Annotated in this window: 10 protein-coding genes; 5 read left to right on the top strand and 5 right to left on the bottom strand. The window is 52.0% G+C overall.

Translation table 11 applies throughout. The features are described from left to right. Window positions 1-198: 198 nt before the first annotated feature. Window positions 199-1,188 (top strand): hypothetical protein, encoded by a 990-nt coding sequence (locus Q8W22_RS09965; RefSeq protein WP_305452280.1) that lies wholly within the window; start codon window positions 199-201, stop codon window positions 1,186-1,188. Between the two features lie 219 nt (window positions 1,189-1,407). After that, window positions 1,408-1,812 (top strand): hypothetical protein, encoded by a 405-nt coding sequence (locus Q8W22_RS09960; RefSeq protein ID WP_305452279.1) that lies wholly within the window; start codon window positions 1,408-1,410, stop codon window positions 1,810-1,812. A 114-nt stretch (window positions 1,813-1,926) separates the two neighbouring features. On the opposite strand, the gene Q8W22_RS09955 is transcribed toward Q8W22_RS09960, so the two are convergent. The 4 genes from Q8W22_RS09955 to Q8W22_RS09940 form a co-directional block, all read right to left on the bottom strand. Then, on the bottom strand, window positions 1,927-4,818 hold the full coding sequence (locus Q8W22_RS09955; RefSeq protein WP_305452278.1) for a hypothetical protein: 2,892 nt from the start codon (window positions 4,816-4,818) through the stop codon (window positions 1,927-1,929). Window positions 4,819-4,985: 167 nt separating this feature from the next. After that, window positions 4,986-6,035: a FecR family protein gene (locus Q8W22_RS09950; RefSeq protein WP_305452277.1), complete on the bottom strand. Its 1,050-nt coding sequence runs from the start codon at window positions 6,033-6,035 to the stop codon at window positions 4,986-4,988. Continuing rightward, window positions 6,035-6,586 (bottom strand): RNA polymerase sigma factor, encoded by a 552-nt coding sequence (locus Q8W22_RS09945; RefSeq protein ID WP_305452276.1) that lies wholly within the window; start codon window positions 6,584-6,586, stop codon window positions 6,035-6,037. The genes Q8W22_RS09950 and Q8W22_RS09945 overlap by 1 nt, the downstream gene beginning before the upstream one ends. 605 nt (window positions 6,587-7,191) lie before the next feature. Beyond that, window positions 7,192-8,325, bottom strand: a complete 1,134-nt coding sequence (locus Q8W22_RS09940) for a YeiH family protein (protein WP_305452274.1) — start codon at window positions 8,323-8,325, stop codon at window positions 7,192-7,194. Between the two features lie 265 nt (window positions 8,326-8,590). Between Q8W22_RS09940 and Q8W22_RS09935 the strand changes: the two genes are divergently transcribed. Further along, on the top strand, window positions 8,591-9,628 hold the full coding sequence (locus Q8W22_RS09935; RefSeq protein WP_305415371.1) for an NADP(H)-dependent aldo-keto reductase: 1,038 nt from the start codon (window positions 8,591-8,593) through the stop codon (window positions 9,626-9,628). Window positions 9,629-9,712: 84 nt separating this feature from the next. Here the strand turns inward: Q8W22_RS09935 and Q8W22_RS09930 are convergent, their stop codons facing one another. Continuing rightward, window positions 9,713-11,074: an MATE family efflux transporter gene (locus tag Q8W22_RS09930; RefSeq protein ID WP_305452273.1), complete on the bottom strand. Its 1,362-nt coding sequence runs from the start codon at window positions 11,072-11,074 to the stop codon at window positions 9,713-9,715. Window positions 11,075-11,341: 267 nt separating this feature from the next. Between Q8W22_RS09930 and Q8W22_RS09925 the strand changes: the two genes are divergently transcribed. Both Q8W22_RS09925 and rhlB read left to right on the top strand, forming a co-directional pair. Continuing rightward, on the top strand, window positions 11,342-11,917 hold the full coding sequence (locus tag Q8W22_RS09925) for an elongation factor P hydroxylase (RefSeq protein WP_303431924.1): 576 nt from the start codon (window positions 11,342-11,344) through the stop codon (window positions 11,915-11,917). A gap of 12 nt (window positions 11,918-11,929) precedes the next feature. After that, window positions 11,930-13,354 carry an ATP-dependent RNA helicase RhlB gene (gene rhlB / locus Q8W22_RS09920; RefSeq protein WP_303431925.1) on the top strand — a complete coding sequence of 475 codons (1,425 nt, stop codon included), beginning with the start codon at window positions 11,930-11,932 and terminating at the stop codon, window positions 13,352-13,354. Window positions 13,355-13,514: the final 160 nt, after the last annotated feature.

Raw genomic sequence — 13,514 nt, 5'->3', positions numbered from 1 at the left:
CCTAATGCAGCTTCGGTGATCTGCTTGATCAGAGGTGTTAGCAGACCGTCTTTGCCATTGAGATCCTGACCGGACTGGAGGGCCTTAGCAAAGGCTTGAATGTCGATTTCGTATTTATCAGACATGATGTGTCACTCCCTGTAGAGGGTAAACTATAGGGGTGACACAGAATTTTGAACACTACCAGCTGGCGTTAACGTGATTGCTACTGCAAACAATGCTGCTTTGGTTATCGCTCGTGGTGCCAAACTGAATGCTGCTGGTACGCTGGCGAACCCAATTGTGTTTTCCAGTGAAGATGAAAATTTCACCGGCGAAGGCGAATGGGGCGGTGTGATTCTGTCCGGTTACGGTGTGGCCAATGAATGTACTTCTAGTGATTCCTGTCTGATGGAAGGTATTTCTAGCAATTACTACTTTGGTTTTGGTGACGAGCCTGTTGATGAAGACACAACAGGGCTGACTGCCGAAGAAATTCTGGCTCTGAAAGTGGATCAGCAAGGTAATGCCAAATACAGCAGCGGCTCTCTGAGCTATGTTGTGATCACCGAAGGTGGTACCGAAATTAACGTAAATGATCCTGATGCTGTTGCCAATGGTGGTGACGAAATCAACGGTCTGACTCTGTACGGCGTGACTTCTGCCACGACCATCAATAATATCCACGTTAACGAAAACTACGATGACGGTATCGAGTTCTTCGGTGGTGATGTGGCTGTTTCTGACATCTGGCTGACTTGTAACGGTGACGACAGCGTCGATTGGGACTACGGTTTCCACGGTTCCATCACACGTGTTTACATCGAACAAGGCGACAAAAACGGTGCTGAAGACCACGCTTTTGAACTGGCCGGCAACCCCAACAACTACGCAGCCACGCCACTGGCTACTGCGTCTGTTGAAGGTGCTTACGTTGAGTTTAAAGGTGACAATGCTGACGCCGACACCGACTTTCTCTTCAATCTGAAAGAAGGTACTGACGGTTACTTCAACAACATCGTAGTGACTGGTTATACCACGGGTACAACTCAGGATTGCGATACCATCTCGTCTACCAACATCACTTCTGCTGATTTTGGCGCGATGACGGTTGATTGCTCTGTTGTTGATCCAACAACCTTTTCGCCTTCTGGCTCCTCTTCTTTCGCCAAAGTGGCTTCTTTTTGGACTGCTCCAGCCTGCAACTAATCCTTTAACCCTGATATTTTAGTCGGGTTATACAGGCCAAGGCCCATACCATAAGGTATGGGCCTTTCTGGTATCTACACAGGCTCTATTGGTTATTGGTGGAATATGTACATTTTCTGGCTGGGTTGTTGGATTGGTGCATGGTGTTGGGTGTATTCAGGAATAAAAACATATGATAAGTGTCAGACCTCGCTGCGATATTGGTTACAAGGTAACGCGATGAAAACATCGGATCCGTTGAGTGAGGTCTCAACCTTCGAGGAATACCGTATATACCAGTGGTTTATTCATGGTGGGCGTGAGCAAGCCACCGAACGACAGCTGGAGTCTTTTGAGTGTTGGTTGCAAGGTCAACCTGGCCGTTGGCTGAAGGCCGAGGAGGTTGTGAATATCTGGGAGGCACCAGAGTTCACTGCCGCCATCTTGGCATTGGAGCCGCCGGAGAGCATTGTAACGTCTGATGATTGGGATCCATTTGACGAGGTGGATTCCAAAGGGCTGGTGGCATTGTGTTTCGCTGTTTGTATGGTGATTAGAGCCGTGGTTTTGGTGTTTCGGGGTGTTTCTTGGGCTGTCATGCGCCTTGGCGCTGCTATGGGTTTGCCATGCCGTATTCGGTCGTGATTTTTTGTTCTGGCGGCTTTGGGGGCCGTTTTCCGTTTGTTTGTTTTGTGATGTCGTTTTGGAATATCGGGTTTGTATCGTGGCTTTGATATAAAAATCCATCTTCAAGTATTGTCAAAACCCTACATCAAGGCTTAACCAATATTCCCTTCCGGTGCGGTAACTGAGGTAGTGGTAGTCGCCTTGTTGGTAGTGGTGGGCGGTGTTGATGAGGTTATTGATGCTGAGGGTCAGGCGGGCTGGTTTGAGTTGATAAGTCCAGTTCAGGTCAAGGTGGTTTCTGGGCTGTTGGTAAACTGCAGGCAGGTCGTCGCGGTCGCTGGTGATGTAGAGCTGGGTGCCGCTGCGCTTGTAGACGAGGCTGAATGTGTGTGTGTTGCTGGGTTGGTATTGCAAGCGCAGGGCGCTGATGTAGGCGGGTTGGCCTTGTAACGGGCGGCTGTCTGATGTTTTTGTGGTTGTCTCTGTGATGACGTCTGAGTCTGATCCGGTTTCGTCGGTATTTTGTTGGCCGGTGACGCGTTGCTGAACATGGGAGCGGATGTTGGCATAACGGCCTTGAATCTTGAAGTGTTGTCCTGACCATTGCCATTGGTAGTCGGCTTCCAGCTCCAGGCCTTGTACTTGTCCAAAGGGGGAGTTTTGGTAGCTGTAGTTGCTGTAGCTGGCTTGGTCGGTGGCTTCTGTGTCGTCGGTGAAGGTGCCTTCTATGGGGTGGTGAATACGTTTCAGGTAGAGCGAGCTGCCCAGTCGTAGTGGGATGTCGAGTGGTTTCCACTGCCATGACAAATCCCAGTTGTGAACGTCAGAGTTGTTCAAGTCTGGGTTACCAATGGTTTTGGTACGGGTGTCCAGGTCTTCGTAAATCACGGGCAGTAGCTCGTTGAATCGTGGCCAGACGACGGTTTGGCTGTAATTGGCCCGCAGTTGATGAAAGCCTGGGCGGTATTCGAGTGCGATGGACGGCAACCAGCGACTGGCGGTTTGCAAGGGTTCTTCGGAGTGGGCTTCGGTATTCCAGAGGGCTGCTTTCATCTGGTTGTACTCGCGTCGGATGCCGCTGATCAGTTGCCAGTGTTCGCTCAGATCCAGGTCGTTCAGCAGGTAGGTCGCGCGATTGATTTGGGTGGCACTATAGAAGCGACCACTAAGAGAGGTGCTGCTGTCGGTATCGAGCAGGGTGTCTTGTAGTATAAACCCACTGGATGAGGCGTCGCCGGTAATGAGTTCGGGGGTCAGGATGTCGTTGGGGTTAGGTTGTTCCATCAGTTGGCTATTACTGGTCAGGTCGTCACTGCCGCTGTACGTGTAGAGCAGGTTGTAGCCGTGACGCTGTTTTTGGCTGCTTTCCCATCCCCATTTTAGCTCTCCGGTCAGGAGGTGGCTGTTTATCCCAAAGCTGTATATCCGGTTCAGATGCAGGCTGATTGAGTGGCTTTGCTGTTGCATGCTGCGCCAGCCGATGTTGGTAGTGGATGGGTTGAGCTGAAGTCGGTAATCACTGTTTTCTGAGGTGGATGAGTAGCGGTAGTCCAGGTCGTGAGGGCGGTCGTAGTTGGTCTGGGTTGACGCTATTTGCCAGTATAGATCGGTGGCAGAGGTCAATTGATGACGGCCGTATAGTTGGCGCTGTAACAGGCTGCGTTCAGTCCAGTTGATCAGGGCGCGGCGGTAGGCTGTGTTGCTGGGTATGTCGTTTTCGCTCTTCCCTTGGGTTTCGATCAGTTCGGCCCTGTGGGTGCTTTGGTGGAGCCAAAGCACATTGAATCCGAGGTAGTGCGCGTCGTTGATGTCGAGACCCAGTGCGGCCATGGCACTGAGGTCGATAATATGTTCGCTGCGTTGGTGGGTTGAGTCTTCGTGATGGAAGTCGGCAGAGGAGCCGGAATACCCGGTTCCTGTACTGTAGCTGGTGGATTGGATCCAGGTGTTTTGCCAGTGATCCCGCAGGTTGAATGATAGGGTTCCACCCAGGGTAGCGTTGCTGATCTGGCGGCTTAATCCTGTGCTGATATCCAGGCCGCCACTACTTTGGCTATGGGCCTGATAAAGCCCCATGTCGCCGACCACGGCTTCTCCCAGTTGCTGGCGCTGGGTGTTACTCAGGTCATCCAGGCTTCCCTGACGGGCTGTGTGCAGTAGTAAGTCGGGGATGCGTCGGCTGCCATCGTCAAACCCATACCAATCGCTGCTGCTGCTGTAGCCCTGTAGTGTCGAGCTAGAGTTGCTGCCCTGGCGATAGAGATAGTTGGCAGCCAGTTGGGCGTAGTCGTGTTCGGGCAGTTGCATGGTATCGAGGTTGAGAATACCAGCACTGGCCTGACCGGGGGCGTCGGCATACACAGATTTTTGTAGGTCGATACTGTTGAGGATGCCGAGCGGGATGAAGTCGAGCGGAAAATTTTGCCCGGCAGGGTCCAGGCTTGGGAGCTCTCCTCGATTGATCTGAATGGTCTGATAGCGTCCGGTCATGCCGCGAATGATGGCGTAGCGGTTATTTTCGATCTTGACGCCGGAGGCCAGTTCCAGCGCTGCAGGCAGATTACGGACTCCGGTTTGGCGGAGTTGCTCACGGTCAAGCTTGAAATCATGGTTGCCGGTCAGCTCTGGAGCACTGCGGCGGGAAGCGCCAGCTTGTAGCTCGGCAGTGACGAATATTTCATCGGGCAAGTCGATGCTGGCGGTTGGTGTCGCTTTTATTGTAATTGCTGCTGTTGTCTGTGCGGCTGGTGCCAGGTGTGCCGAGAGCACCAGGGTGTCTTCAATCACTCGATAGCCGATGTGGTCGGGCAGTAGCAGGCTTAGCCACTGGGGCAGCGTTCGGCAGGCCGGGGTGGGGTTGTTTGCAACTGGTAGCGCTACAACGTCGGCACTACTGACCAGTTGTAAACCAAAACGGTTGGCTAATAACTCGGTGGCTTCTTGCAACCCGGGCGAAGCCAACTGCAAGTAGCGCTGATCGCTATTGCTGCACTCGGCTGTTGGAGACGTCGCTGGATTCGTCACTGCCTGGCTGCTGAGTGCATGTACTTGTGATTGTAGTAATAGGCAGATGCTCAGGCAGATACCGGGATAATTAGCCAGGGTTGGCTGAGTACGGGGTATCCGATGATTTGTCTGACAGCATTCGCAGCAGCGGCGAATCAGTAGGGCACAATTGACAGTGCCCATGGTCAGCCTTGGTTCATCTTTTTATCCGTCTCTTGATTCGCTTTTTGATCCATATCGGGGAGGGTCAGGTAAATGGTCTGGAGATCGGTGTTTATAACGGCTCGTGGATGATTTTCAAGACCATATAATGCCTGCAGGATCACCAGATTTTTATTGGTGTCGCGTAAATTGAAACGGCCGTTTACGGTCAGTTCATTGACGTTGTCGGCGGCTGCCCAGTGTCGGTTGGAATAGCGGTTGAGTTCGATGATCAGCTCCGCTAGTGGCAAGTTTTCGGCGATCAGCAGACCATGTTCCCAGTCACTGCTTGCGTCAGTGTCCAGGTGACTGATGACGCCTAACGCGCGTTGGCTGACACGGATGCGTTGACCTGCTGTTAACACGGTCTTTTGACTCTGGTTAGTGATCGGGCTGATCTCGACTCGACCTTCCAACACGGTTAGTTCTGTAATTGAGTCGCGCTGATCGACGTTAAAGACGGTCCCTAGTGCTTTCATGGCTGCCTGGCGGGTTTGGACAGTGAATGGCCGTTGTGGATTTTTGGCGACGGAAAATTTTGCTTCACCCTGTGTCAGATCGATGTGACGCTCGGTGCGTTCGTAGCGTACCAGCAGCTCAGTGTCGCTGCTCATATCCACAATTGATCCATCTTCGAGCGGGTACTGGCTGGTTTGTAAACGCTCAGTCTGGAGCTTGAGCAGGCTGTTGCTATTGGGTGCGAGGTGCAGAACGATGGCTGTTGCCAGCACCAAGCAGGCGGCAATGGCCGCTGGCCAACGGTAGCTTGAGGAATAAGAGCTCTGAGGGCTTGGTTGTTCATCGGCGAGTGTGTTGGTGTCGAAGGCCGCCAGCGCGGCACTGAATTCGGGATCGTTCCAGATGCCGGAAATAGCGTCAGCCTTATGCTGACGGGCTTCATTTTCTGCCAGCCAGCGGTCAAATTCCAGCCGTTGCTGGTCGGTTGCCTGTTCCAGACCGCCGTGCAAAAACCAGTGGCAGATGCGCTCTTCTTCATGATGTGTCAGTGTGGGAAGTAGTGTTACCCTGTTCATTATTTGACCTTGTTGCGAATGCTGGATGGACGGTATTCGATATTTTGTTCCATGCGTCCTTCTATGGATTTCATTGCCCGGTTGATGCGCTTTTCGATGACTTTACCGGAAAGCCCCAAGCGCGCAGCTATCTGGCCATTGGTGAGTCCGTGCACCTTGCGCAGTACTATGAGATTGCGGGTTTCTTCCGGCAGACTGGCAACGCAGGTCATGAACATCTCTAACCTCTGCTTGGCAGCAATCACACGTTCGGGTTGTGGGGCTTCGCTGGCAACTGTATTTTCTGGTAACTCCTGCAGAGACTGCACCTCTTCTTGGTTACGGTAAAAATCATTGATGATGTTCATCACGACCCGATAGGTGTAGCCCACCGGATCGGAGGTGCTGTGGCCTTCCTTAAAGCGTCCAAGTGCACGTGCTACGGCTTCCTGAAAGATATCTTCCGGTTCCTGGTTGGAAGGCACTCTGTTTTTTATGAAACGCAGCAGCCTTGGCTTTTCTTCTTGCAGTAGCCGGGCTGGTAGCGCGAGAACGTCCTGATAACAACTCATTTCGATACCTGGGTTTCTGGAACTTTTACTGCCTGTAAAGCCACTGGAATCAGAGGGTGGGGGATGCAGGCCAATTCGATAATTCTTGCCTAGTATTATGACGTATAGATGAATCTTGCTTGATTAATACTTAATAAATAATAAATTTATTCGAGTTTTTAATGGATTTTTGAGTGTTTTTAATATGTTACCGTTGGATGAAATATTTATTTATAGGTCTAATGGTTCTGATTGTAGTGCTTTATATTTAATGTAATTATTGATGTGACACTGGGGGGATGTTGAAGAATGACGAATATTCGTATAGTATTTTCGGCGCTTGGTTGATAAGAAGTCAATTGGGCTGCTTGTGAATGTACAGGTTGACTTTGTTTTTATTATGAAATTTTATAACTGATTTACTGGTTGTTATATAAGTTGTTTGTGATGAAAATACTCTCATCGGGTTGATTTATTACATTTCATGAGTAAAATTTTGAAAGTAGGTTCCAATATTCCATGTTTAACTTTTGCCAGTCTCTGACTGGCTTTTTTATAACTCCTGCATTCCCTTATGATCCGGGTAAATGCAGGATAATAGCGACTGCCCAGAGGTTTTTCAGCCTTTAAATCAGCGCCAGGTTCTGGCTAATACTAAACAGGATGGCACCACCAAAAACCAGCACCAGCCATAAACAAACCGCCAGAATAATCGGTTTGAAACCGGCATTAACCAGATGCTTCCAGCGGATATTCAGCCCCAGAGCAGACATTGCCAGCGCCAAAAACAGCATCGATGCCTGAGTGGCTATATGACGCGCCTGTTGTAACCACTCGTTGCCCACAACATAAGGCAGCAAGGTATTCAGCACGACCACGGCGACAAAGTAGAGGATAAATCCGGGTACGGTGATTTTGTGTCTGGCCGGTTGACCTTGAGTGGCTGGATTATTCTGTGTGTTTTTTTTCTGTAACCAGAGCGCCAATAATAATAAGACTGGAGCCAGCATCAATACGCGCAGTAATTTTACAATCACGGCGTTGTGTTGGGTTGCGGCATTCATGGCTTCTGTTGCCGCCATGGTTTGAGCGACTTCATGAATGGTGCTACCGATATAAACCCCGGCCACTGCATTGGTGAGTCCAAACCAGTGTTGTATTTGCGGATAAAGCAGCACACTCAGAGTGCCAAACAAGGCCACGGCGGTCACGGCCAGACCGGTAGATTGCTGCTGTTGCTGCTGGCTTTCGCCATCATGGAGGTATTTGCCGAGCACCGGCACGGTTGCCAGAATGGCAGCAGCTCCGCAGACCGCGCTGCCTATGGCCAGCAATACAGCCAGAGAGAGCGGCAGCTTGAGAATTTTAAGTCCCAGCCAGATACCCAGCGGCAGTATGACGCTGATCGTGATGATGTCAGCAATCACGGCTTGCCAGCCGACAGCGGCCAGGTCGGCGAGGCTGAGCTGAAAGCCAAACAACACAATACCGGCTTGCAGCAGTGTTTTTTGTGCTATCCGGTGGACGGATTCCGCACTATCGATAGCGCGCAGCCGTTCCGTCAAGGGCAGTGCCGCCAGTCCCATACCAATCAGGATACTGATCGGCAGCGCGCCGATCCCCAACCCTTGCACCACATTGAAGCCGGCGATTTCACCAGCCGTGACTGCGATCAGTGTAATCAGGACAGCCATTAATATGGCCGCCAGGGGCTTGTTGATCCCCGCCTGCTGGACGGTCTCTTTGTTGTACAGCTCCACAAACATCACCCTATCAACTAGATATATCTATTTGTAATAAGCTTATTCTTTATTTTTTATTCGGATAAATTACTTAATTCCATAACTGTATCCGGAAAATCCGAAAAGCAGCGGCGCATCACTCCACTGTCAGGCCTGGGCAGTGGTGCCCGTTGTCACCTTTGGTGGTTTGCCGGTGCAATAACCCACTGACAGCATGAGTCTGTTCCAGGCCCAAGTAAGCGGCGGGAGCCGTTATACTGGGCCTCATTTTGAGGAGGATTTCATGTTTACACGCAAGCTTGGCAATACAGATCTTGATGTCACCCGGTTGTGTCTTGGCACCATGACCTGGGGGGAGCAAAACACGGAAGCAGAAGCACATGCCCAGATGGACTGTGCTGTGGCTGCCGGCATCAACTTTTTTGATACCGCAGAAATGTATCCGGTACCGCCAAAAGGGGAGACACAAGGCCGGACCGAACAATATATCGGTAGTTGGTTTGCCCGCTCCGGCAAGCGCGAGCAGGTGATTCTGGCGACCAAGATCGCCGGGCCGGGGGACTGGATGACCCATATTCGCAATGGCCCGCAGCTGACCCCTGAACATGTGAATGCGGCCATTGATACCAGCCTGCAGCGTTTACAAACCGACTACGTCGATCTGTATCAGGTGCACTGGCCCGCCCGCAGTACCAACTTTTTTGGCAAGCTGGGCTATGTACACGATCACGACGAAGAAACCACGGCACTGGAAGAGACTCTGGAAGCTCTGGTTGGTCTGATCCGGCAGGGTAAAATTCGCCATTATGGCCTGTCGAATGAAACCGCCTGGGGCACCATGAAGGTGATCCAGATTGCTGATCAGCATGGCTGGCCGCGTCCGGTATCGGTACAAAACCCTTATAATCTGCTGAACCGCAGTTATGAGATTGGCATGGCGGAAGTGTCCATGCGTGAAAACGTCGGCTTGCTGGCTTATTCACCCATGGCGTTTGGTGTGTTGAGCGGAAAATACCTGAATGGTGCCATGCCGGAAAATGCCCGTATTACCTTGTTTGAACGTTTTTCCCGCTATCAGGGCGCCCAGGCTGAAGAAGCCGTACGTCAATATGCCGAAGTGGCTGCGGATATTGGATTGTCACCGGCGGTATTGGCGCTGGCCTTTGTAACCCAGCAGGATTTTGTAACCTCGAATATTATTGGCGCAACGACCTTGCCACAGCTGGAAGAAAATATCGCCAGTGCGGATGTCGTGCTGGATGCCGAGACCATTGAACGTATTGAGGGAATTCACAAGGTGATTTCCAACCCCTGTCCCTGAGCTGAGCGGACTCGCCGGGATGGAGTAAGCGGAAGGGGATCAGGCCGGTCAGCGGCAGTATGCCGATGACCGGGTCAAAGCGGCTCAGAGAGCCGCTGGTCGTAATCGGGATACCCGTTTCAGCCTGAGTGATAACGCCAGTGCCGCCGCAGATAGACCAATAACCAGGCCAGTCCAGAAACCCGGTGCTCCTGCCGGAGCGATATTCAGCAAGGGGATGCCGTGAAAAGCCAGACCGTAACCACAGCCCAGGCCAACCAGCCAATACGTGACAAAGGTAATCAGCATCACCACAAAGGTATCCTGATAGCCACGCAAGGCACCTGCTGCCGCGACTTGAGTGGCATCAGACAGCTGGAATACCGCAGCGTATACCAGTAATACCGAACCAATGGCGACCACTTCCGGGTCGGGGGAATACCAACCGGCAATGGTTTCTGATAGCAGAATAATCAAGGTGGCATTAAACAAGGCAATGGCCAGGTTCAGCCGCACCCCCAGCCAGGCGGTCTGTCGGGCCAGCAAGGTATCTCCGCTGCCGAGATAGTGGCCAACACGCACAGTGAGCGCCATGCCTAAACTCAGCGGTATCATAAAGGTGATGGATGACATGTTCAGAGCCACCTGATGCCCGGCGACCACTACCGGGCCAAGATCGGTGAGGAACAGCGCAATAGCGGTAAACAGGCTGACTTCAAAAAAGATCGCAATGCCGATCGGTACCCCAATCCGCAAGATATTACGCACATGATGCCAGGCCGGGGAGTTCATCAGATCCAGCAGGGATGCCTCTTTACCGAGGCGGTATTTGCGGGTGTTGATGGCCATGGCTATCGCCATACAGACAAAAATCAGACTGCTGCCAATACCACAGCCGACACTGCCCATCTCTGGAAAACCCAGCCAGCCATACACAAACACCGCATTCACTGGCACGTTGGCAATCAGCCCGGAGAGCATGATCCAGGTAACATGGGTGGCCTGGCTCAAGGCTTCAGCATAAAAGCGGAAGGCCAGAAAAACACCGACGGCCGGAAAACCTATCGAGATAGCGACCAGGTAACGGGTCGCCAATGCGGCAGTGACCGTGTCATCGATCAATAGCGGCAACATATCCGCGGCAAAATAAAGCAACAGACCGATCAGACTGCCAGCAATCGCTCCCAGCCAGACCGATGATGCCAGCAGGCTGGATAGCTGTTGGTGTTGTTTGGAAGCGTTAAGGCCGGATACCAATGGCGATAATGCCACCAGAATCCCGGCCAGAAACAGCCAGACCGGCAACCATAAACTGGTACCAATCGCCACTGCCGCCAAATCCTGGGTACTGACGTAGCCCGACATCAGGGTATCGACCGTTCCCATACCGATCTGGGCCATCTGGGTTGCCATAATGGGCAAGGTAAGTTTAAACAGGGCGCGGGTTTCGCGATTGACAAACGACATGGGGCAGGTAGCTCTGAACAGAAGTAAAAGGAATGGCCAGGATCGCGGCATTTTCCCCGAATACGGCGGCTTTGCAAGGCTGCTGGCGTATTTGCGCATACGGGAAAGTAACCACTCGCTGCCAGCGTTCGTCCCTGGCCGTGCGGCAGCCTCAGAAAGGTGCGCCGTGGAGGTCGATTGAGGGGTGTTTAAAGGGATTTCGTGGTTTATACCCTCTGAACAAGGTGGATTACTGCTATAATACAAACTGTTTGATTTTGGTTAACGATGTTGGTTATGCCCACCGGTTCTTCTGACACGCTGAAAACAGCGGACTTGATCCAGCTGTTTGATGACTTGTTCTTCTCTGCCCAAAACACCCGTCTGATTGCTGGCGATAGCGAGCCTGTCTACTTGCCATCTGATAGTGAATACGCTTACGACAGAATTATGTTTGCCCATGGTTTTTATGCTTCTGCCCTGCATGAAATCAGTCATTGGTGTATTGCGGGCGCTCAGCGTCGCCGCCTGGTTGATTTTGGTTATTGGTACGAACCCGATGGCCGCAGTGCCGCGCAGCAGCGTGAATTTGAGCAGGTAGAAATCAAGCCCCAGGCGGTCGAATGGTTATTGTCGGAAGCGTGTGGGCGGCGTTTTTATATCAGCACGGATAACCTCGATGGAGACCCGGTTGAAGTGGCCGCCGGGCGTAAGGCATTTGCCCTGGCGGTATGGCAGCAAGCCTGCCATTACTATCACCACGGCTTGCCAGAACGTGCGGAAGTATTAAAAAACGCGCTACTGGACTATTATCAGCGCCACGAAATATTTTCAGCCGACCTTTTTGTGCTGGAACGACTCTGACTGGAGACACTTTTGTTCAAGAAAATCATCAAGGCGGTGGCTGGCAAAAAGCAAGCCGACACCGGCACCTCTTCCCATACGGCTGCAACAGCGCCATCACGGGCAGTCAAACCTTCTACCAACAACTCCAAGGCTGCTCCGGCCCACGACAAACACCAGCGGGCCGACCAACCTCACGGAAGCCGTAGCGACAGTCAGAGTAATAAAAAACACGCCACCAGCAAAACCAAACAAGGTCATACACCTAAAGCGACCGTTGCACCCTGGGATCCTGCGAGCTTCAAGGTTGAGCCAATGGAAGGCAAAACCCGGTTCCATGATCTGGATTTACCCGACTCAGTCATGCATGCCATTTACGATCTGGGTTTTGAATACTGCACTCCGATTCAGGCCGAGAGTCTGCCGGCGTCATTACGTGGCCGCGATACCATTGGCCAGGCACAAACCGGTACCGGTAAATCGGCGGCTTTTTTGCTGACGATTCTGAACCGCTTGCTGACCATTATTCCGGAAGAACGTTACGCCAGTGAACCGCGGGCTCTGATTGTCGCTCCAACCCGTGAACTGGCGATGCAGATCGGCAAGGATGCAGAAGGGCTGGCAAAGCACAGTGGCCTGAATGTTGTCACCGTGATGGGGGGGATGGATTACGAACTGCAACGTCGCCAGTTACGTGATGACGTGGTGGATATTCTGGTAGCAACCCCCGGTCGTCTGATTGACTTTATGCGTAGCCAGGACGTGTTTCTGGATCAGGTCGAAGTACTGGTGCTGGACGAAGCCGATCGTATGCTGGATATGGGCTTTATCCCGGATGTCCGTCGTATTGTGCGGGCAACCCCGACCAAAGATCATCGCCAGACGCTGCTGTTTTCTGCCACATTCAATTTTGATGTCCGCATCCTGATTGACCAGTGGACTCGTGATCCGTTGCAAGTCGAAATTGAACCGGAACAAGTGGCGACCGACCGGGTTGACCAGAGTTTCTATCTGGTGGCGGAAAGTGACAAGTTCGGGTTGCTGGAACGTTTTCTGAAAGAAGAAAACCCGGAACGCTGTATCATCTTTGCCAACCGTCGTGATCACACCCGTAACCTGTGTGAAAAGCTGCTTAAACGTGGTTTCAAGGCGGGTTTGTTGTCCGGTGAAGTCAACCAGCAAAAACGTTTGAAAACACTGGAGCGTTTCCGGGAAGGCCAGCTGGCTATTCTGGTTGCGACCGATGTGGCTGGCCGGGGAATTCACGTTGACGGCGTTTCCCATGTGTTTAACTACACCTTGCCGGAAGACTCGGAAGACTACGTTCACCGTATCGGCCGTACAGGCCGTGCCGGAGCCAAAGGTATTTCCATCAGTCTGGTGTCTGAAGACGATGCTTTTGCCTTGCCAGACCTGGAAAAATATCTGGGTGCCAAGCTGCCGTTAAAACAGATATAAATGTGGCTGTCCCCTGGCTTGTAACACCACAACAGGACGCCAATGGCGTCCTTTTTTATACGGTGGCCATACGCAACAGCCTTTGATACGGCCGTTTGATTACGATGGTTGTTTTTAGTGATCGTTGCTGTGACGTGCCGTGGTTTTTACGCGTTACCAT

This window comes from Oceanobacter sp. 1_MG-2023 (genome assembly GCF_030689025.1).
Lineage (GTDB): Bacteria > Pseudomonadota > Gammaproteobacteria > Pseudomonadales > Oceanobacteraceae > Oceanobacter.
Note: the sequence above shows the minus strand (reverse complement) of the source record. Positions and strands in the feature narration are given on the sequence as shown.